The sequence below is a fragment of the Aeromonas sp. s3 genome (assembly GCF_040907805.1).
Taxonomy (GTDB): Bacteria; Pseudomonadota; Gammaproteobacteria; order Enterobacterales; family Aeromonadaceae; genus Aeromonas; species Aeromonas dhakensis.
Window position 1 is genome coordinate 1 of sequence record NZ_JBFOCQ010000029.1, and the last position, 19,463, is coordinate 19,463.

The window sequence follows — 19,463 nt, forward strand, 5'->3', positions numbered from 1 at the left end:
GATATCACCTACGTCTGGACCGGTGGCCGTTGGCATTACCTGGCAGCTGTGCTTGACCTCCATGCCCGCCGGGTCGTGGGCTGGGCGATGTCTGACAAGCCCGATGCAGAGCTGGCAGTAAAAGCGCTCGAGATGGCCTATCAGCAACGAGGTTGCCCATCAGGCGTGCTGTTTCACTCCGACCAGGGCAGCCAATATGGCAGCCGGGCATTTCGGCAACGGCTGTGGCGCTATCGCATGACCCAGAGCATGAGTCGTCGTGGTAACTGCTGGGATAACGCCCCGATGGAGCGGTTGTTCAGGAGCCTGAAGTCAGAGTGGCTCCCTGTGACGGGATACATGAGCCTGCGGGAAGCGAAACGGGATATCAGTTATTACCTGATGGATTACTACAACTGGCGGCGTCCACATCAACACAATGACGGGATACCGCCAGCAAAAGCCGAAGATCGGCCTAACCAAGTGTCCGGATTTAGTTGACCACTACACTTGTCATTGAACACCTCAGATAATGGTGGCGACTCTACCACCTAAAATGGTGTCCGGGATGATTAGACCACTACAGGTCGCCCTTCGCTACCATCAGCTCAGGGAGCCAGCTTGCTCAGGATGGCGTGGGCCGCCTTTACCCTCTCCTGGATGGGATAACTGCGGTTGGCCAGCATGACGATGCCCACTCCCTTGGCCGGCACGAAGGCCACATAGGCGCCAAAGCCGTTGGTCGAGCCGGTCTTGTTGTAGAGCCGCGCCTCACCAAATGTAACCGGCGCCTTGAATCCTTTGACAGGATTGCCCTTGAAACTCACCTCGCGGGAGTTCCCAACCTGCAGCGCCTGCTCGCTGACCGGATAGGGGTAACTCTCCCAGCCCAGCCCCTGGGTCATCCCGCCTACCGAGTAGTGCCCCTGGTGGGTCAAGGCGATGGCCTGCTGCAACCCCTTGTCATCCACCCCGTTGATGTTGGCCTTCACGAAGGCGAGCAGATCCGCCGAGCTGGTCTTGATGCCGTAGGCCTCGTCCGCCAGCACCCCTGGCGTGACCCTGATGGGCTTGTCCTCTTTCGAATAGCCATAGGCGTAGTTCGCCATCGCCTGCTTCGGCACATTGATATAGGTGTGATGCAGGCCGAGCCCGGGCAGCAGGGTCTGCTCCATCAACTGGGCAAACGGCTGCTGCAGACTGCTCGCCGCCAGATAGCCGAACAGGCCGATACTGGGGTTGGAGTACTGGCGATGGCTGCCTGGTTGATAGGCCGGCGTCCACTGGCGATAGTAAGCCTGCATCTGCTCGAGCGACTCCACCTCGTCGGGGAATTGCAGCGGCAGACCCCCGGCACTGTAAGTGGCAAGCTCGGCCATGGTGATGCCATCAAAGGCGGAGCCCTTGAGCCAGGGAGCGTGCCGGCTCACCTTGTCATCCAGCCCAATGCTCCCCTTGACCACGGCGTAGGCCCCCAGGGTCGCGGTCAGGGTCTTGCTGACCGAGCCAATCTCGAACAGGGTCTGCTCGCTGACCTTCTTCCCCGTCGCCAGCTCGGCAACCCCGTAGTTGAAGTAGTGGGGTTGCCCCTCTTTGAACACGGCTACCGCCATGCCCGGGATCCTGTGCTCTTTCACCAGTGGACGAATGACCTCATCCACTACCCCGACCAGCGGATCGGCGGGAGCGGCCTGGGTGAGGGGCGACAGCAGCAGGGCGCTCAGCGCCAGCAACGACAAGGGTGAGGTTTGCTTCATGACGATAGATCTCGTGAGGTTGGAAAGCCGCCAGCATAGCGGGCCAATATGTGGCGAACATGAGCACAGGTGAAGTCTGTGTGAAGTCGCGCCTCAAATCATCCGGATTCAATGGGTTATCTGCAACTTATCCTCTTGCCACCGAACTGGCGTATTAAGCTGTAGGGGCAACGACACCGAGGAGAGGCACCCGTGCAGACACAACCACAGATAACCCGGCTGCTGACGGCGCTGGAGCAGGTGATCCTGGGCAAGCCGCTGCAGCTCAAGATTGCCCTGGTGACCCTGCTGGCCCGCGGCCACCTGCTGATCGAGGATCTGCCCGGCATGGGCAAGACCACCCTGGCCCACGCCCTGGCGCAGGTGCTGGGGCTCGACTGCCGGCGGGTGCAGTTCACCGCCGACCTGCTGCCGGCCGACCTGCTGGGGCTGCAGATCTTTGACCCCCAGCAGCAGCAGTTTCGCTTTCACCCCGGCCCCGTCTTTGCCCAGGTGTTGCTGGCGGACGAGATCAACCGCGCCAGCCCCAAGGTGCAGAGCGCCCTGCTGGAGGCCATGGCCGAGAGCAAGGTGAGCATCGAGGGGCAGAGCCACCCGCTCCCCTCCCCCTTCTTCGTCATCGCCACCCAGAACCCGGCGGATCAATCGGGCACCTACCCCCTGCCGGAATCCCAGCTCGATCGCTTCGCGGTGCGCCTCTCTCTGGGCTTTCCGACCCCGGAGGCGGAGCGGCGGCTGCTGCGTGGGGCCAGCCAGAGCGCCCCCCTCGAACGCCAGCTCGATGCCGCAGATCTCGCCGCCCTGCAGGCCGAGGCAGCGCAGATCCACCTCGCCGATGCCACCCTCGACTACCTGCTGGCACTGGTGCAGCAGAGCCGCTTCGACGCCGAGCTGCCGCAGCCGCTCTCGCCCCGCGCCGCCCAGACCCTGCTGGCGGTGAGCCGGGCCTGGGCGCTGGTGGCGGGCCGCCGCTTCGTCAGCGTGGAGGATGTGCAGGCGGTCTTCCCCTACGTGGCCGAGCACAGGCTCAGGGGGAGCTTTGGGGTGCAGCGCGGTGAAGCCTGCCCGCTCAGCCAGCGCCTGCTGGCCCGGGTCGAGCCGGATCGCCCCTGATGAACTGGCGCCAGCGCAGAGCCAGGTGGCAGCAAGGCTGGCTGGCCAGGCGCATCCCGCCGGCGCGCCAGCTCACCCTGCAGGGGCGCTGTCTGTTCATTCTGCCCACCCGGCTCGGCCTCTGCTATCTGCTGGTGATGCTGGCCATCTATCTGCTCGGCACCAACTACCAGAACAACCTGGTGTTGCTGCTGGCCTACGGCCTCGGCAGCCTGTTCATGGTCACCATGTGGCTCACCCACCGCAACCTGCTGGGACTAGCCCTGCTGGGGGGGCCTGCCGTGCTGGGAGAGGTGGGCAGCCCCTTGCCCATGCGCATCACGGTGCACAGCGAACGGCCGCTGCAGGCACTGCAGTTTTCCCTCAATGAAGGGCGGCTCTGGCTGGCGCAGGTGGATGCGGTGCCCCAACCTCTGCTCCTGCCGGTGCTGGGTACCCGGCGCGGGCGACTGCCGCTGGATAGGCTGCGAGTGGAGAGCCGTTACCCCCTCGGCCTGTTTCGCTGCTGGTCGCTGCTGGATTTGCAACTGGAGGGCTGGCTCGCCCCGGCCCCCGCGTACGGCCCCTTGCGCGGGGAGGCCGCGACCGACGCGGCGGGCAACCGGGGACAACCCACCCCGGCCTCGATGGGAGATTTCGACATGCTGCGGGCCCACCAGAGCGGGGAGCCGCTCAGCCGGGTTGCCTGGAAACAGCTCGCCCAGGGGCGCGGCCTGCTGGTGAAGCAGTTCTGCGAGCCGGGGCAGGATGATACCCACCTCTCCCTCTCCCGGGTTGGCGGCCAGGATCTCGAAGCGAGGCTGGCCGTGCTCGCCTGGTGGTGTGGCGACTATGCCAAGCGGGGCATTCCCTTCAGCCTGACCCTGGCGGGCCGAACGCTCGGGCCGGACAGCGGCCCCGCCTTTTTGCAGCGCTGCCAACTGGCACTGGCCCGCCTCGACGCCCGGGAGCCGATGCCGGAGACAGACCTCGATGCTGCTCGATAACCGGCGCCTGCTGCCGCTGCTCGCCCTGCTGCAGTTGCTGCTGATCCCGGCCCTCTGGCCCCAGCTGCAGCTCTGGGTGATGGCCGTCTCGCTGCTTGCCCTTGGCGTGCGGGCCATGATGCTGTGGCGAGGCTGGCGCCCGCCGCCCGCCGCCGTGCTGGCACTGCTGGCCATACTGGGCGTGGCGCTGCTGGGCTGGCAGTGGCGCCAGCTCGGCACCCTGCCGGCCCTCATCAACCTGCTCTGGCTCGGCTACGGCCTCAAGCTCATCGAGGTACGGCGGGAGCGGGATGTGGAGCAGGTGCTGCTGCTCGCCTTCTTTCTGGTCGCGCTGGCGCTGGTGCAACGGCAAAGCATGGGGTGGGCCCTGGCGATGGCGGGGGCGCTCTGGCTGGCAGTCACCGCCCTGCTGGCGGCGGTGCAGCCCCTCGGCCAACGGCTGTGGTTGCGCGCCGGCGTCACCCTGCTGCTGGCCGCGCCCCTGCTGCTCACCCTGTTCCTGCTGTTGCCAAGGCTACCGCCGCTCTGGCAGATGCCAAGCAGCAACCGCGCCCTCTCCGGCCTCTCGGAAGAGGTGGCCCCCGGCGACATCAGCGAGCTGGTCAACTCCTCCGAGCTGGCCTTTCGCATCAGCTTCGCCTCAGCGCCCCCCCTGCCCCAGGAGCGCTACTTCCCGCTGATGCGCCAGGAGCTGTTCGATGGCCGCCGCTGGTTGTTAAGCGATGAGGTGCGCCGTTGGCAACAGTCCCAATCCGTGCAGACGCAGCCGGCGGCCAACCCGACCACGCCGCTGCCTGCCGGCGGCTATCAGGTGATCGCCGAGCCCCAGCGCCACCGCTGGACCCTGGCCCTGGCCGATCCCGAAGTGCTGAGCGGCCCGGTCACCTTGAGCCCCCTCGCCACCCTCTATCGCCAGGATCGGGGAGATGGCCGCGTCAGCTACCGGGCCAGCACGGCCGCCACGGCGCCACCAGCCAGCCAGGCGACCCGCCAGCTCAACCTGCAGTTGCCCGCCACCGGCAACCCCAAGGCACGGGCCCACGCCCTGGTGCTCAAGGCCCGCCATCCGACGCCGGAGGCACTCGCCGCCGCCCTGCTGGGCGAGTTTCGTCAGGGCGACTTCTACTACACCCTGCAGCCGCCACGACTGGGGCAGGACGGGGTGGATGACTTCCTGTTCGAGAGCCGGCGCGGCTTTTGCGGCCACTACGCCATGGCCACCGCCTTCATGCTGCGGGCGGCCGGCATCCCGGCCCGGCTGGTGACCGGTTACCTTGGCGGCGAGTGGAATCCGACGGGCAACTATCTGGAGGTGCACCAGTTCGATGCCCACGCCTGGGTGGAGTATCTGGATGAGCAGAACCGCTGGCAGCGGCTCGATCCCACCGCCGCGGTGGCGCCCCAGCGCATCGAGGGGGGCATGCCGGCGGCCCTGGCTGGTGAGTTCGCCGCCGCTGACCCGCTCTCTTTGCAGCGCTATCGCAACTGGGCCCTGCTCAACCAGCTGCGCTGGTGGGGGGCCAACCTCGATTACCAATGGACCCGCTGGGTACTCAACTATGATGCGGCCAGCCTGTGGCAACAGCTGGGGCAACGCTGGCCGGCGCTCTCAGGCCATATCCACTGGCTTATTCTGGCCACACTGATGGGGGTAGCCAGCCTGGTGGGCGGCCTGCTGCTCTGGCGCGGCCCGACCCCGGCCAGGCTGCGGCTATGGCAGCCCCTGCGCCGGCGCGCCGCCCGCCACGGCTGGCAGCCCTTGGCCGGGGAGAGCCTGGCCAGCTGGTGCGAGCGCCTCGCCGATCTCAGACCCTTGCTGGCGCGGCCGCTGCGACAGGGGGCCTGGCTCTACCGGCGCTGGCGTTATGCCCCGCTGTCGCCCATACAGCGCCAACGCACCCTGCGCCAGTTGCGGCGTCGGCTAAGTCAGATCTGCCGACGCTGGGATGCCCACAGCTGACGGCAGTGTAGCGTCAACACACCTTGCACAAGGTACGGCGACGACTGCGCCAAATCTGCCAGCGCTGGGATGCACACGGCTGACGGCAGTGTAGCGTCAACACACCTTGCACAAGGTACGGCGACGGCTGCGCCAAATCTGCCGGCGCTGGGATGCCCACAGCTGACTGCGATGAAACATCGCCCAAACAAAAGGGGAGCCCATGGCTCCCCTTGTTATCAGACAACGGCGACTGCGAGGCTTATGCCTGCTTGCTGTTTTGCGCCGGATTGTCCCAGATACCCTCTTCCAGCTGGCTGCGGATCTCGGGGTACTTGTTGGCGTCGAAGGTGGGCAGCTTGCCCAGTTTGAGCTGGTCGTTGTAATCCTTGGCCAGCTTGATGGCCACCCCGGAGAGCAGCAGAATCGCCACCAGGTTGACGATGGCCATCAGTCCCATGGAGACATCCGCCATGGCCCACACGGTCGGCAGCTCGCCCACCGAACCGAACATCACCATGCCCAGCACGAACAGGCGGAACAGCATCAGGCCGCCCTTGTGGTTGTGCTCGAGGAACACCAGGTTGGTCTCGGCGTAGGAGTAGTTCGCCACGATGGAGGTGAAGGCGAAGAAGAAGATGGCCGCCGCGATGAAGATGTTGCCACCGCCACCGATCTGGGAAGAGAGCGCCCGCTGGGTCAGCTCAACACCTGTGATGCCTGAGCCTGGCTCAAACTGGCCGGACATCAGGATGATGGCGGCAGTACAGGTACAGATGACGATGGTGTCGAGGAACACCCCCAGCATCTGCACGTAACCCTGGGAGGCCGGGTGCGGCGGATAGGGCGTCGCGGTCGCGGCGGCGTTGGGGGCGGAGCCCATGCCCGCTTCGTTGGAGAAGAGGCCGCGCTTGATGCCGTTGATCATCGCCTGAGAGATGGCGTAACCCAGCGCACCCGAGCCTGCCTGCTCAAGACCGAGAGCGGACTTGATGATGAGGCTGAACACGCCCGGCAACTCGTGAATGTTGACCAGCACCACGAACAGCGCCATCAGGATGTAAGCCAGTGCCATGAAGGGCACCACCAGTTCGGCGAAGCGGGCGATGCCGCGGATGCCGCCGAAGATGATGAGGCCGGAGAGCACCACCAGAGCCAGACCGCTGACCCAGTCGGGGATGCCGAAGGCCACGTTCATCGCCAGGCTGATGGAGTTGGCTTGCACCGCGTTAAACACCAGACCGAACGCCAGGATCAGGCAGAGCGAGAACAGTACCCCCATCCAGCGCATGCCGAGCCCCTTCTCCATGTAGTAGGCGGGGCCGCCACGGTAGTTGCCATCCTCATCCTTGACCTTGTAGAGCTGGGCCAGGGTGCTTTCGACGAAGGCAGTCGCCATGCCAATGAAGGCGATCAGCCACATCCAGAAGATGGCGCCCGGGCCACCCAGATAGATGGCCACCGCCACACCGGCCAGGTTGCCGGTGCCGACGCGGGCGGCAAGGCTGGTACAGAGGGCCTGGAAGGAGGAGATACCGGCCTTGTCTGATTTGCGGCTGTTGCGCAAAACGGAAAACATGTGGCCGAAGTGGCGGACCTGGATAAAACCCAGACGGAAGGTAAAGAAGATGCCGACGCCGATGAGCAGGTAGATGAGCACGGCTCCCCACATCAGGTCGTTAATCATTGCGATCAAGGTGTCCATATTTCTCTCGTTGTTATCACATCCATGGTCAGTCTGCGCTGACCCCTTGCTGTCGATTTCTGAATTTGCGGTTCACTAAAGGGGCGGAATCTAGCATAGCGAAGGAGTTCAGAATAGTGATCGGGATCACTACGGAAACAAAAAACGAGCGTTTTAGCGCAATAAAGCTTCATTTAACTCGCAAAATTTCAACAAAACTGAGAATCCAATCAATCGGCCAACAAATTAGACCCATAAGAAAACCTTTTGGCAATTATCTACATAGAGGTATAACCGGCAAAAAGGAGGCAAACCATTACGCAAGCGTTTACCCGTCGGGGATGCCAAAACGGCCCGGTTTCGCCAAACGTTTTACACGTAATAAAATTTCAAGTGGCTGACCACACAATTTATGTGATCGAGGGCACAAAACAGATAATCAACCAAAAAAGTTGTTTTTGACGAAGGATAATTTCAGCGACTAAAAACAGATAAAAGTCGTTTTTTATCAAACACTTTTATCCACTCCTTCCCGCCTGCGCCAGGGAGTGGCTGATAAGCATACAGCCCCCCCTATTGCAGGATGCGCCACATCCGTATTAATTAGGCAGGCAATGACGATGGGGCCTGCCCATCGCGCTTTTCTGAGCCTGAGTCGCCGGGATTTTGTAATTTTATTTCAGAACTGTCGTCTCACGCCCGCCACCCCCGAGCCTGCGTCCTCACCAAGAGAGTGCGCCCTCATAAAGAGATGATATTTGCCATGGCCGATAAATTAACCCAGCTGAAAGCCCTGACCACAGTTGTCGCCGACACCGGCGATATCGAAGCCATCAAGCGCTACCAGCCCATCGATGCCACCACCAACCCCTCTCTGGTGTTGAAGGCATCCGAGATCCCCGAGTACGCGGCGCTGATCGAAGACGCCGTCACCTGGGCCAAGGCCCAGAGCCAGGACAAGGCACAGCAAATCATCGACGCGGGCGACAAGCTGGCGGTCAACATCGGTCTGGAAGTGCTGAAGATCGTCCCGGGCCGCATCTCCACCGAAGTGGACGCACGTCTCTCCTTCGACACCGAGGCCAGCATCGCCAAGGCCCGCAAACTGATCCGTCTCTACAACGACGCCGGCATCAGCAACGATCGCATCCTGATCAAGCTGGCCTCCACCTGGGAGGGGATCCGTGCCGCCGAGGTACTGGAGAAAGAGGGTATCCAGTGCAACCTGACCCTGCTGTTCTCCTTCGCCCAGGCTCGTGCCTGTGCCGAAGCCGGCGCCTTCCTGATCTCCCCGTTCGTGGGCCGCATTCTCGACTGGTACAAGGCCAAGAACGGCCGTGACTACACCGCCAGCGAAGATCCGGGCGTGGTTTCCGTCACCTCCATCTACAACTACTACAAGCAGCACGACTACCCGACCGTGGTCATGGGTGCCAGCTTCCGCAATACCGGCGAGATCCTGGAACTGGCCGGCTGCGACCGTCTGACCATTGGCCCGGCCCTGCTGGAAGAGCTGAGCAAGGCTGAAGGTGCCGTGGTTCGCAAGCTGGACTACACCGGCGAGCGCAAGGCCAAACCGACCCCGATGACCGAGGCCGAATTCCGCTGGGAACTGAACCAGGACGCCATGGCTCACGAGAAGCTGGGCGAAGGCATCCGCATGTTTGCCATCGACCAGGGCAAGCTGGAAACCATGCTGGCCAGCCGCCTCTGATCGCTGCGCCATCTGCCGACAAAAACCGGGTTCCCGCAAGGGCACCCGGTTTTTTTATGGGCGCAGGATCCGCTGTCATGGGTTCGTCACGAAAACGTTTTATTTTCAATGCCGGTATGTTATACGGATGGTGAAAACGAGAATAACCAAGGAGGGAGCCATGGAAATGTTCAACTTCGATTATGAAGATGTAGTTGAGCTCGGTTCACGTAGCCGCGGGACAACGGGAAAAAAACGTAAATGGCGTGAGATAGAGGCGTTGAAAGACAAGCATCGCCTGCAGAAGGAGCTGCAATCCATCGACATCGCCTACGAAGGTCTCTCAGACGAGATCGAGTTGTAAAAACAAGGCCCCGGTTAACCGGGGCCTTGTTTTTCAAGGAAGTGTCGATCCTCAGGAAGAGATCGGCAGCGACAGGCGCTTGGCCAGATCCTGAAAGTGCTGGCTGATCTCGGGCCCGAACAGGGGATCCCCGATGGCGCGGTTCTGCCAGACCTGCTCGAGGTGACGCCAGTCATCCTCGGTCAGCGAGTCGCGTAGATGGGGGAAGATGACCCCCTCTTCGTAGTTCATGTGCGCCTCCTGCAGCGCCACGAACTGCTCCAGCTTGGCGGTGAACTGATCGAGCGGAATGACCGCATCCATCAGGATCATCTCCACCATCTCCCTGAGCTCGGCACCGGCCTCCACCAGCTTGGCATGCTCCAGTTGCAGCCGGTTGGCCACATCCCCTTCCACTACCCGGTACTTGAGGTAGTAGTCATAAATGATGTCTTCCTTCGGATGGTGATACTTGTCCGATACCTCCCGCAGGTAATCCACCACATCGCGGATCAGGAAATAGCTGACCCTTTCTTCGCTGCGAATGGCGGCCAACTTCTGCTTGAGCAGACCCAGCAACCGGGCGATGTTGAGATGATCCTTGTGCAGACTCGCTAACATGGGCACTCCTTGCGCTGAAATGAGACGATTCTGATCCGAGTATACGGCCATTTATCGCGCCAACTTTGCACTCAATCAAGTCAGCTGCAGACAAAACGGCCAGTGGCGCATGCTGCCCCGCCCTCCCGACGGAGCAAATCACGGCTGTCTGCCCCCGCGTTATTCGCAGACCGAGTGCCAGTTGATGGGGCTCATCCCCTGCTGGCTCAGCAAGCGGTTGGTCTCGGAGAAGTGGCCGCAGCCGATGAAGCCGCGATGGGCCGAGAGCGGGCTCGGGTGGGGGGCGCTCAGCACGTGGTGGCGGCTCCGGTCGATGAAACGCCCCTTCTTCTGGGCGTGGGCGCCCCACAGCAGGAAGACCACCCCCTGACAGCTGGCGTTGATCTGCTCGATGACCCGGTCGGTGAAGGTTTCCCAACCCAGATGGGCATGGGAGTGGGCCTGGCCCGCCTGCACCGTCAACACGGTATTGAGCAGCAATACCCCCTGGGTGGCCCAGGACTCCAGAAAACCGTGATTGGGTGTGACAAAACCCGGCAGATCCCGCTGCATCTCCTTGTAGATGTTCACCAGTGAGGGGGGCGTGCGCACGCCGGGCAGGACGGAGAAGCAGAGGCCATGGGCCTGGTTCGGACCGTGATACGGGTCCTGGCCCAGGATCACCACCTTGACCTGATCCAGCTCGGTCAGCTTGAAGGCATTGAACACATCGGTGGCCGGCGGGTAGATCACCTTGCCCGCCTCCCGCTCGCTCCTGACGGTCGCCAGGGTTGCCTTGAAATAGTCCTGCTCCTTCTCGGAGCCAATCACATCAGTCCAGGTCAGCACCCCAATCTCCTCATTGAATCTGTCGGGGGAGGCGCTTATTTCGACCCGGCCGCTCGTGCGTGCAGGTCGGTGCGCCTCTCTCCTCGATATACAGGGCCGGATGGATGGCCTGCGCCCTGCTCACCCACACGGGCACAGCGCAGCACGCCACCATCCTCGATGAATACGGCAGGCCTGGGGTCACCTTGCTTTTTACGCAGGCCAATCGGCCAGCACGCGCCCCCTGCCCCCATTAATGCAGCAAGGGGCTCAGGATAGGGGGCCAGCCCCCAAGACGCAACCAGGATGCCCCTGCGGGTTCCTCCTCCCGGCCAAGCCGTGGCCACCGCGCTCACCTTTCGGTCGCCGTCGGCCATCTTCGGGTGAGCAAGAGGTCGGCACTGAACTCCCACGCGACTCCCCATGGCCTCGTCTGGCGATGGCTGGGCCACTCTCCCGCTTACCTGCCGACCCCCATCGCCCTCTCTTGCCTTGGTTAAGCCTCTCCTTCACCTTTTTGGCGTATCCCCATCATTGGCTTATCCCCTTCGCCTACTGTATGGCGAATCCAGCTTCGAGCGAGCTGGAACACGAAAAGATGTAGTTAAATTACTAGATTTAATTAATGAAAGATGCATAATTTGGACATCTTTCATAATCAGAAAAATGACCTATTTTTGATTAATCTCAATAATTTAATCCCTTCATATCCACACAGATCGCGTATTTTTTGATTTAGATCAATTTTCGTAATATTACCATCGTGGTATATATGACCCAACAAAGTAAAGGTGTAAGGCAAGGGCCCTTTAAATCATCCCGGTGGTTTAAATACATCAGGGTAATGTCTTTACAGTTGAATCCGCTTTCCTATGAGGAGTCATACCATGATCAAGGGCATCCAAATCACCCAGTCTGCCAACGCCGCTCTGCTGAACTCGTTCTGGCTGCTGGACGAAGAGAAGCAACAGGCTCGCTGCATCTGCGCCAAGGGTGATGCCTTTGCCGCCGATCAGGAAGTCAGCGTCTCCGACCTGGGCCAGTTCGAGTACCGTGAACTGCCGGTACAAGCCGAGCCGGCCGTCGAAGGTGGCCAGCACCTGAACGTCAACGTCCTGCGTCGCGAGACCCTGGAAGACGCCATCGCCAACCCGGAGAAGTACCCGCAGCTGACCATCCGCGTCTCCGGCTACGCCGTGCGCTTCAACGCACTGACCCCGGAACAGCAGCGTGACGTGGTGACCCGCACCTTCACCCAGAGCCTGTAAGTCGCTCTGCACCAACCGGCATCATGAAAAACGGCCCAAACGGGCCGTTTTTTTATGGCTTGAATTCCCCCATCCCCGTTGGCTGCCCTTGCTCGACAGGCTGGCAGCGCACGGTGCAGGTATCGGTGGCTCAATGCTGATCCACCTTGACGGCTTGAGGCGGGTTGCTCAGCGCCTCGTGCATCTGCTGCTCGTCGAGCTGATCGCAGTAACGGGCCACCACCAGGGTTGCTACCCCGTTGCCGATGAGGTTGGTCAGGGCGCGGGCCTCCGACATGAAGCGATCGATGCCGAGGATCAACGCCAGCCCGGCCAGCGGCAGGTGGCCCACCGCCGAGATGGTGGCTGCCAGCACGATGAAGCCGCTGCCGGTCACCCCGGCCGCCCCCTTGGAGGAGATGAGCAGCACCACCAGCAGGGTGATCTGCTGGAACAGATCGAGCGGGGTGTTGGTGGCCTGGGCGATGAAGATGGCTGCCATGGTCAGATAGATGGAGGTACCGTCCAGGTTGAAGGAGTAACCGGTCGGGATCACCAGCCCCACCACCGACTTCTTGCAACCGAGCGCCTCCATCTTCACCAGCATGCGCGGCAATACAGATTCAGAAGAGGATGTACCAAGTACGATCAGCAGCTCTTCCCGGATATAGGAAATAAAACGCAGGATGCTGAAACCATTCGCTCTGGCAATACTGCCCAGTACCAGGAAAATAAACAGCAGGCAGGTCATGTAGAAGCAGGCGATTAATTGTCCGAGCTGAACCAGCGAGCCGATACCATATTTACCGATGGTAAATGCCATGGCACCAAATGCCCCCACCGGCGCCAGCCGCATGATCATGTTGATGATCCCGAAAATAACCTGGGAGAAGCTGTCGATGACATTGAATATCACCTTTCCCTTCTCGCCGATATGGTGCAGGGAGAAGCCAAACAGCACCGCAAATAACAGTACCTGCAGAATATTGCCGCTGGCGAAGGCGCCGATCACGCTGCCCGGGATCACGTCCAGCAGGAAGGGGATGATGCCCTGAGCCTTGGCCTGCTCGGCGTAGGCTGAGATGGTGCTGGCGTCGAGCGTAGCGGGGTCGACGTTCATGCCCGCCCCCGGTTGCAGCAGGTTGACCACGCACAGCCCGATGATGAGGGCGATGGTGCTGACCACTTCAAAATAGAGCAGCGCGATGGCGCCGGTTTTACCCACCGCTTTCATGCTCTCCATGCCGGCAATGCCGGTCACCACGGTGCAGAATATAACCGGGGCGATGATCATTTTGATTAATTTGACGAAACCATCCCCAAGCGGTTTCATGTCCGCTCCGAGGTCGGGATATATATGCCCCAGGATGACTCCGAGGGTGATCGCTAACAACACCTGAAAATACAGGCTGCTGACTATTTTTTTCTGCATTCTTAACGTCCTGTCAGTTTAATGAGATGTGTCATGGCAGAAATACGCATGCAGCAAGCCGTGACGAAATATGAATTATCTCGCCCGGTTCGTGCCGTTCCCTCATCACAACAGGGGCTACTTTCACATGTTGAAAGAAGCAATTAATAGACATCAATCACACAACGGATTTAACAACATTAGCACCATAGCAACCTGGATGTATTTATTCCGTGATTGATTTATGCTGACTCAAGAAATAAAAACAGCGCGAAAACAAAAATGCCCCGCAGTGCGGGGCATTTTTATGGGGCCAGCGTGGGCCAGGTTCAGATGGAAGTGTCGAGCGGCTCGAAGCCCTTGATGAGATCGTCGATGGCCTTCATCTGCTTGAGGAAGCCTTCCAGCTTCTCCAGCGGCAACGCGCTCGGGCCGTCGCAACGGGCCACCTTGGGGTCCGGGTGGGATTCGATGAACAGACCGGCCAGACCCACCGCCATGCCGGCACGGGCCAGCTCGGCCACCTGCTCGCGGCGACCGCCGGAGGCGGCGCCCATGGGGTCACGGCACTGCAGGGAGTGGGTCACGTCGAAGATGACCGGGTAGCCGCCGGTGCTCTTCTTCATCACGCCCAGCCCCAGCATGTCCACCACCAGGTTGTCATAACCGAAGTTGACGCCGCGCTCGCACAGGATCAGACGGTCGTTACCGCACTCCTCGAACTTGTCGGTGATGTTCTTCATCTGGCTTGGGCTGAGGAACTGCGGCTTCTTGATGTTGATGACGTTGCCGGTGCGGGCCATGGCCTCCACCAGGTCGGTCTGGCGCGCCAGGAAGGCGGGCAGCTGGATGACGTCGACCACCTCGGCCACCGGTTTGGCCTGATGGGGCTCGTGCAGATCGGAGATGACCGGCATGCCGAAGGTCGCTTTCAGCTCCTGGAAGATCTTCATCCCCTCTTCCAGACCCGGACCGCGGTAGGAGTGGATGGAGGAGCGGTTGGCCTTGTCCCAGCTCGCCTTGAACACGAACGGGATACCCAGCTTGGAGGTCACTTCCACGTACTTCTCGCACACGGCCATCGCCATGTCGCGCGATTCCAGCACGTTCATGCCACCGAACAACACGAACGGTTTGTCGTTGGCGACGTCGATGCCATTGACCTTGATATTCTTCTGTTCCATCTCAGGCTTCCTTAGGTAAAAGGGCTTGCAGGGCTTGAATCCACATCCGGCCGCGCTGCCCTAGGGCAGCATGGCCTCGATACTCGTCTGTTGCATCTCCCAGGCCTTGCATGCAGCGGCATGGGACTCTCAATTCGGCCAGGGCCTCGCATGCAGCGGGGCCGTTAGCTCCTCAGTGGAGGGGCTTGGGGCTCAGATCCAGGGCGGCCAGCTGGGCTTTCAGCACGTCCGCCACCGGATCGTCCGGGCACTGTTCAATAAAGTACTCAAAATCGTCGGCGGCAAAGCGCGGGCAGTCGAGCTGCTCGTAGATGAAGCCGCGATCCCGCGTCTCCAGCGGGTCACCTGGCTTCATCCGCAGCAGCAGTTCGCTGCAGCGCAGCGCCTCTGTCATCCGGTCTTCCCGCAGCAGGGCACCCTTGCTGACGTTGAGCAGCCGCTCGATGATCTCCCACTGGCCGGCAGGCTGCAGGTGATCCGAGGTGAGGGTGGCCAGGTTGCCGAGGGCCCCGCGCAGCAGCAGCTCGATGTGGTGCAGGCTCAGCTCGTCGCCGGTGAAGGGGTCCACATAGACCTCTCCCTCGCTGCCGGCGAAGCTCACCAGGAAGTGACCGGGGAAGCAGATCCCCTCCACGTCCAGCCCGAGCTTGCGCCCCAGCTGAATGATGAGGATGCCAAGGCTGACCGGAATGCCCTGCTTGCGGGCCAGAACCTGAGCCAGATCGCAGTTAGCCACCGAGAAGTAGTCCTGCCAGTCGCCGTGAAACCCTAAGGTCTGGTAGAAGCCCTGCAGCAGCTGGCGGCGCACCTGGTCGCAATCGCCTTCCTCGATGGCCTCGTCCAGCCAGGCGTCGAGCCGGGCCAGCTCCGCCGTCCCGCGGCCGCTGATGCCATGGATCTCGTCGCTCACCGACAGCGCCAGCTCGGCGATGTCATGGGCTTCGAAATCGGTCCATTCGTCTACGCGTATCATCGTCATCATCCTTAACCGAACAGGCTGGCCTGCTTGTAGACGGCCAGCTTGGCGATGAAGAAGAGCCAGCCGAGGGCTCCCAGAAACGCAAACCAGCGGATGCCGTTACTGCGGGCCAGGCGCAGTGCCATCATGGCCAGAAAAGCCACCACCAGGATGGCGGTCAGCTTCTCGCTGAGCCAGGGGGTGGCGTTGTTGAGCGGATTGAGATCCAGCACCATGCACAGCAGCACGCCGGAGAGCACCACCAGGCCGTTGAGCCAGCCGCTCAACCGAAGGGTACGGGCGCTGGCGGCGCGGCTCGAGCCGGTCTGCAGCCAATAGAAGCGCAACATGAACATCAGCACGGCCAGGCCAATCAGCAGCAGGTGCAGATGTTTGATAGCAAAATACATAACGTGTCCTTGAACAGAGGCAGGCCCGGCCCGCCCGTCATCATCACTGAGCCAGCCGCCCCAGGGTCACCCGCTCGTTATCGCCGTAATCACGCACGGTTTCCACCTGCACGTAGCCCTGTTGCAGCAGGAGTTGACGCACCGCCTCCCCCTGCTGCCAGCCATGCTCCAGCAACAGCCAGCCGCCCGGCAGCAGATGAGCCGGCGCCCCGGTCACGATGAGGCGAATATCCGCCAGCCCCTGCTCGTCCGCCACCAGGGCGGAGCGGGGCTCGAAGCGCACGTCCCCCTCGTCGAGGTGCGGATCTGCCCCGTCGATGTAGGGCGGGTTGGAGACGATCATCGCAAAGCGCGGCGCCTGGCTTGGCGAGGGCTCGACCAGCGGTTCGAACCAGCTGCCGTCGCGCACCTCGATGGGCAGACCCAGCGCGGCGCTGTTGGCACGGGCCAGGGCTGCCGCCGCCGGCATTCTGTCCACCGCCCATACATCGGCATCGGGTCGCTCCGACTTGAGCGCCAGTGCAATGGCGCCGGTGCCGGTGCCCAGATCCAGCACGGCGCAGGGGCCTGCGGGCAGCCGCGCCAGCGCCTGCTCAACCAGCACCTCGGTATCGGGGCGCGGGATCAGGGTGGCGGGGCTCACCTTGAGCGGCAGCGACCAGAACTCCCGCTCGCCGATCAAGTGGGCGATGGGTTCGCCATTGAGACGGCGTACGAGCCAGCCCTGCAGAGTCGCCAGCTGGGCGGCATTTAGCTCGCGCTCCGGCCAGGTCATCAGGTAGCTGCGTCGGCACTCCAGCAGATGGCAGAGCAGCGCATCGGCATCGGCGCGGGGGGATTCCCCCCCTGCCAGGGTCGCCATGATGTGGGCGCGAGCCTGCTGGATCTGCATCAGTTGCTCTCGGCCAGGGAGGCGAGCTGATCGGCCTGGTACTCCTGGATCATCGGGTTGATGACGCAGTCCAGGTCCCCTTCCATGATCTCGCCGAGGCGATAGAGGGTGAGGTTGATGCGGTGCTCGGAGAGGCGCCCCTGCGGGTAGTTGTAGGTGCGGATGCGCTCGGAGCGATCCCCCGACCCTACCAGGTTGCGGCGGGTGCTCTGCTCGGCGGCGCGGTGGCGCTCATCCTCGGCCGCCTGCAGACGGGCGGAGAGTACCGACATCGCCTTGGCGCGGTTCTTGTGCTGGGAGCGCTCATCCTGGCACTCCACCACCAGGCCGGTGGGCAGGTGGGTGATGCGGATGGCGGAGTCGGTCTTGTTGACGTGCTGGCCACCGGCCCCGGAGGCGCGGAAGGTGTCGATCTTCAGATCCGAGGGGTTGATCTCGATCTGCTCGGCTTCCGGCACTTCCGGCAGCACGGCGACGGTACAGGCGGAGGTGTGCACCCGGCCCTGGGATTCGGTTTCCGGCACCCGCTGTACCCGGTGACCACCGGATTCAAACTTGAGGCGGCCGTAGACGTGCTCGCCCTCTACCTTGGCGATCACCTCCTTGTAGCCGCCGTGCTCGCCGTCGTTGCAGCTGACGATGGAGACGCGCCAGCCCTGGCGCTCGGCATAGCGCGAATACATGCGAAACAGATCGCCCGCAAAGATCGCCGCCTCGTCACCACCTGCGCCGGCGCGGATTTCCAGATAGCAGTTGTTGTCATCCTTGGGGTCGCGCGGCAGCAGCATCACCTGCAGCGCCTGCTCCTGCTCCTCGTAGGTCGCCTTGGCCAGCGGCAGCTCCTCCTGCGCCATCTCGCGCAGGTCGGCATCCTCCTCTTCCAGCATCTGGCGGGTGGCCTCCAGGTTCTCTTCGGCCTGGCGGAATTGCTGGAAAGCGTGAACGATATCTTCCAGCTGGGCATATTCCCGGGTCAGGGCGCGGTAGCGATCCTGATCCGCGGCCACGTCCGGCTCGCCGAGCATGGCCTGTACTTCTTCGTGGCGCTCGATGAGGCCTTCCAGCTTTCTGATCAGTGACGGGTTCATAAATCTTGTGTTCTCGATGGAGGACGGGACGACCGGGTGATCGCCCCCAAACTATGACTCTTGTGACAACCCCAGCACCTGGCGCAGCTGGGCCAGCTGGTGGTGATCCCCCTGGGCGGCAGCCTGGCGCAGGGCCTGGGTCGGTGCGTGGATCAACTTGTTGGTGAGGCGGTGGGCCAGCGCCTTGAGCGCCTGCTCGGCAGGCTCGCCCTGTTGCAGGGCCAGCAGGGCGCGCTGCAGCTCCTCATCGGCCACCTGTTGGGACTGGTGACGGTAATCGCGGATGAGATCCACCGAGTGGAGGCTGCGATACCAGCCCATGAAATCATCGCGCTCTTCCTGCACGATGAGTTCGGCCTCGGCGGCGGCCCGTTTGCGGGTCTCGAGGTTCTGCTCGATGATGCCCTGCAGGTCGTCCACCGTGTAGAGATAGGCGTCCGAGAGCTCGTCCACCTCGGCCTCGATGTCGCGGGGCACGGCGATGTCCACCAGGAACATGGGCTTGAAGCGGCGGGCCTTGAGCGCGCGCTCCACCATGCCTTTGCCGATGATGGGCAAGGGGCTCGCGGTGGAGCTGATGACGATGTCCGCCTCGTGCAGGTAGTCCGGGATCTCTTCGAGCGTCATCACCTGGGCGCCGAACTCCTCGGCCAGCAGCTGGGCCCGCTGCAGGGTGCGGTTGGCCACCATCATCTGGGTGACGTTCTGTTCGCGCAGGTGGCGGGCCACCAGTTCGATGGTCTCGCCGGCACCGACCAGCAGCACCTTGGTCTGGGAGAGATCGGAGAAGATCCGCCGTCCCAGGCTCACCGCGGCAAAGGCCACCGACACGGCGCTGGCGCCGATCTCGGTATCGGTACGCACCCGCTTGGCCACCGAGAAGGATTTCTGGAACAAACGCTCCAGCGCCCCCTTCACCGCCTCGGATTGCTGGGCATGGGCGTAGGATTGCTTGATCTGCCCCAGGATCTGCGGCTCTCCCAGCACCAGGGAGTCGAGTCCGCAGGCCACCCGCATCAGGTGGCGAACCGCCTCCTCGTCCTGATGCCGATAGATGGCGGAGACCACCTCGGCCGCATCCAGGTCGTGAAACCGCTGCAGCCACTGCAACACCTGCTCGCCCTGCCCCTGCTCCAGGCTGCAGTAAAGCTCGGTGCGGTTGCAGGTCGAGACGATCACCGCCTCGCTTACACCGGGTTGGGCGACCAGCTCACGCAAGGCGCGATCGATGCAGTCCGGGCCGAAGGCGACCCGCTCCCGCAAGGCGACACTGGCGGTGTTGTGGTTGATTCCGAGGGCAAGCAAACTCATGAGTGGGCGTGGATCGTATCTGTGCGCAGGGAGTAAAGGC

General features: G+C 62.3%; 18 protein-coding genes. 7 read left to right on the forward strand and 11 right to left on the reverse strand.

The annotated features are described in order from the left end of the window. Window positions 1–480: IS3 family transposase (locus AB5Y98_RS17090; RefSeq protein WP_368231650.1), on the forward strand; the 480-nt coding region annotated here is incomplete at its 5' end. Window positions 481–587: 107 nt separating this feature from the next. On the opposite strand, the gene blaAQU is transcribed toward AB5Y98_RS17090, so the two are convergent. Continuing rightward, the gene (gene blaAQU, locus AB5Y98_RS17095; RefSeq protein WP_139753183.1) at window positions 588–1,736 is read right to left on the reverse strand and encodes an AQU family class C beta-lactamase; all 1,149 of its coding nucleotides are present in this window, start codon (window positions 1,734–1,736) and stop codon (window positions 588–590) included. 192 nt (window positions 1,737–1,928) lie between these two features. Between blaAQU and AB5Y98_RS17100 the strand changes: the two genes are divergently transcribed. The 3 genes from AB5Y98_RS17100 to AB5Y98_RS17110 are packed head-to-tail and all read left to right on the forward strand — an operon-like array spanning window position 1,929 to window position 5,795. Next, the gene (locus tag AB5Y98_RS17100; RefSeq protein ID WP_368232321.1) at window positions 1,929–2,849 is read left to right on the forward strand and encodes an AAA family ATPase; all 921 of its coding nucleotides are present in this window, start codon (window positions 1,929–1,931) and stop codon (window positions 2,847–2,849) included. Continuing rightward, window positions 2,849–3,835 (forward strand): DUF58 domain-containing protein, encoded by a 987-nt coding sequence (locus tag AB5Y98_RS17105; protein WP_368232322.1) that lies wholly within the window; start codon window positions 2,849–2,851, stop codon window positions 3,833–3,835. Before AB5Y98_RS17100 ends, AB5Y98_RS17105 begins: the two co-directional genes overlap by 1 nt. Continuing rightward, window positions 3,822–5,795, forward strand: coding sequence for a DUF3488 and DUF4129 domain-containing transglutaminase family protein (locus tag AB5Y98_RS17110; protein ID WP_368232323.1), 1,974 nt, complete (start codon window positions 3,822–3,824; stop codon window positions 5,793–5,795). The genes AB5Y98_RS17105 and AB5Y98_RS17110 overlap by 14 nt, the downstream gene beginning before the upstream one ends. Window positions 5,796–6,036: 241 nt before the next feature. On the opposite strand, the gene AB5Y98_RS17115 is transcribed toward AB5Y98_RS17110, so the two are convergent. Beyond that, on the reverse strand, window positions 6,037–7,479 hold the full coding sequence (locus AB5Y98_RS17115) for a sodium:alanine symporter family protein (protein ID WP_005298492.1): 1,443 nt from the start codon (window positions 7,477–7,479) through the stop codon (window positions 6,037–6,039). 742 nt (window positions 7,480–8,221) lie between these two features. Here AB5Y98_RS17115 and tal point away from each other — a divergent pair. Continuing rightward, on the forward strand, window positions 8,222–9,172 hold the full coding sequence (tal, locus tag AB5Y98_RS17120) for a transaldolase (RefSeq protein WP_010633233.1): 951 nt from the start codon (window positions 8,222–8,224) through the stop codon (window positions 9,170–9,172). Between the two features lie 160 nt (window positions 9,173–9,332). After that, window positions 9,333–9,515, forward strand: coding sequence for a DUF3545 family protein (locus tag AB5Y98_RS17125; protein WP_005298488.1), 183 nt, complete (start codon window positions 9,333–9,335; stop codon window positions 9,513–9,515). Between the two features lie 51 nt (window positions 9,516–9,566). Here AB5Y98_RS17125 and AB5Y98_RS17130 read toward each other — a convergent pair whose 3' ends face one another. Further along, on the reverse strand, window positions 9,567–10,115 hold the full coding sequence (locus tag AB5Y98_RS17130) for a hemerythrin domain-containing protein (protein ID WP_368232324.1): 549 nt from the start codon (window positions 10,113–10,115) through the stop codon (window positions 9,567–9,569). A gap of 159 nt (window positions 10,116–10,274) precedes the next feature. Beyond that, entirely contained in the window at window positions 10,275–10,943 is a 669-nt protein-coding gene (gene ung, locus AB5Y98_RS17135) for a uracil-DNA glycosylase (RefSeq protein ID WP_017765029.1), read from the reverse strand. 866 nt (window positions 10,944–11,809) lie between these two features. Here ung and grcA point away from each other — a divergent pair. After that, window positions 11,810–12,190: an autonomous glycyl radical cofactor GrcA gene (gene grcA / locus AB5Y98_RS17140; RefSeq protein WP_010633231.1), complete on the forward strand. Its 381-nt coding sequence runs from the start codon at window positions 11,810–11,812 to the stop codon at window positions 12,188–12,190. A gap of 130 nt (window positions 12,191–12,320) precedes the next feature. On the opposite strand, the gene AB5Y98_RS17145 is transcribed toward grcA, so the two are convergent. The 7 genes from AB5Y98_RS17145 to hemA form a co-directional block, all read right to left on the reverse strand. Beyond that, window positions 12,321–13,601 carry a dicarboxylate/amino acid:cation symporter gene (locus tag AB5Y98_RS17145; protein ID WP_368232325.1) on the reverse strand — a complete coding sequence of 427 codons (1,281 nt, stop codon included), beginning with the start codon at window positions 13,599–13,601 and terminating at the stop codon, window positions 12,321–12,323. Between the two features lie 308 nt (window positions 13,602–13,909). Next, window positions 13,910–14,764, reverse strand: coding sequence for a 3-deoxy-8-phosphooctulonate synthase (gene kdsA, locus AB5Y98_RS17150; RefSeq protein WP_219325299.1), 855 nt, complete (start codon window positions 14,762–14,764; stop codon window positions 13,910–13,912). A gap of 172 nt (window positions 14,765–14,936) precedes the next feature. After that, entirely contained in the window at window positions 14,937–15,737 is an 801-nt protein-coding gene (locus AB5Y98_RS17155; protein WP_005298477.1) for a SirB1 family protein, read from the reverse strand. A gap of 11 nt (window positions 15,738–15,748) precedes the next feature. Further along, a complete protein-coding gene (locus AB5Y98_RS17160; RefSeq protein WP_010633227.1) occupies window positions 15,749–16,132 on the reverse strand; it encodes a SirB2 family protein in 384 nt (127 codons plus the stop codon). A 43-nt stretch (window positions 16,133–16,175) separates the two neighbouring features. After that, on the reverse strand, window positions 16,176–17,024 hold the full coding sequence (prmC, locus tag AB5Y98_RS17165; protein ID WP_368232326.1) for a peptide chain release factor N(5)-glutamine methyltransferase: 849 nt from the start codon (window positions 17,022–17,024) through the stop codon (window positions 16,176–16,178). Then, the gene (gene prfA / locus AB5Y98_RS17170) at window positions 17,024–18,112 is read right to left on the reverse strand and encodes a peptide chain release factor 1 (protein WP_368232327.1); all 1,089 of its coding nucleotides are present in this window, start codon (window positions 18,110–18,112) and stop codon (window positions 17,024–17,026) included. The genes prmC and prfA overlap by 1 nt, the downstream gene beginning before the upstream one ends. Window positions 18,113–18,163: 51 nt before the next feature. After that, window positions 18,164–19,423, reverse strand: coding sequence for a glutamyl-tRNA reductase (gene hemA, locus AB5Y98_RS17175; RefSeq protein WP_017765025.1), 1,260 nt, complete (start codon window positions 19,421–19,423; stop codon window positions 18,164–18,166). Between the last annotated feature and the right edge of the window lie 40 nt (window positions 19,424–19,463).

Bases quoted from the DNA above. Each gene is read 5' to 3' on its own strand.
- AB5Y98_RS17110 (WP_368232323.1), top strand. From the start codon at position 3,822: ATGCTGCTCGATAACCGGCGCCTGCTGCCGCTGCTCGCCCTGCTGCAG.
- hemA (WP_017765025.1), bottom strand. From the start codon at position 19,423: ATGAGTTTGCTTGCCCTCGGAATCAACCACAACACCGCCAGTGTCGCC.
- AB5Y98_RS17105 (WP_368232322.1), top strand. From the start codon at position 2,849: ATGAACTGGCGCCAGCGCAGAGCCAGGTGGCAGCAAGGCTGGCTGGCC.
- grcA (WP_010633231.1), top strand. From the start codon at position 11,810: ATGATCAAGGGCATCCAAATCACCCAGTCTGCCAACGCCGCTCTGCTG.
- AB5Y98_RS17115 (WP_005298492.1), bottom strand. From the start codon at position 7,479: ATGGACACCTTGATCGCAATGATTAACGACCTGATGTGGGGAGCCGTG.
- prfA (WP_368232327.1), bottom strand. From the start codon at position 18,112: ATGAACCCGTCACTGATCAGAAAGCTGGAAGGCCTCATCGAGCGCCAC.
- prmC (WP_368232326.1), bottom strand. From the start codon at position 17,024: ATGCAGATCCAGCAGGCTCGCGCCCACATCATGGCGACCCTGGCAGGG.
- AB5Y98_RS17160 (WP_010633227.1), bottom strand. From the start codon at position 16,132: ATGTATTTTGCTATCAAACATCTGCACCTGCTGCTGATTGGCCTGGCC.
- blaAQU (WP_139753183.1), bottom strand. From the start codon at position 1,736: ATGAAGCAAACCTCACCCTTGTCGTTGCTGGCGCTGAGCGCCCTGCTG.
- AB5Y98_RS17125 (WP_005298488.1), top strand. From the start codon at position 9,333: ATGGAAATGTTCAACTTCGATTATGAAGATGTAGTTGAGCTCGGTTCA.
- kdsA (WP_219325299.1), bottom strand. From the start codon at position 14,764: ATGGAACAGAAGAATATCAAGGTCAATGGCATCGACGTCGCCAACGAC.
- tal (WP_010633233.1), top strand. From the start codon at position 8,222: ATGGCCGATAAATTAACCCAGCTGAAAGCCCTGACCACAGTTGTCGCC.
- AB5Y98_RS17155 (WP_005298477.1), bottom strand. From the start codon at position 15,737: ATGATACGCGTAGACGAATGGACCGATTTCGAAGCCCATGACATCGCC.
- AB5Y98_RS17130 (WP_368232324.1), bottom strand. From the start codon at position 10,115: ATGTTAGCGAGTCTGCACAAGGATCATCTCAACATCGCCCGGTTGCTG.
- AB5Y98_RS17145 (WP_368232325.1), bottom strand. From the start codon at position 13,601: ATGCAGAAAAAAATAGTCAGCAGCCTGTATTTTCAGGTGTTGTTAGCG.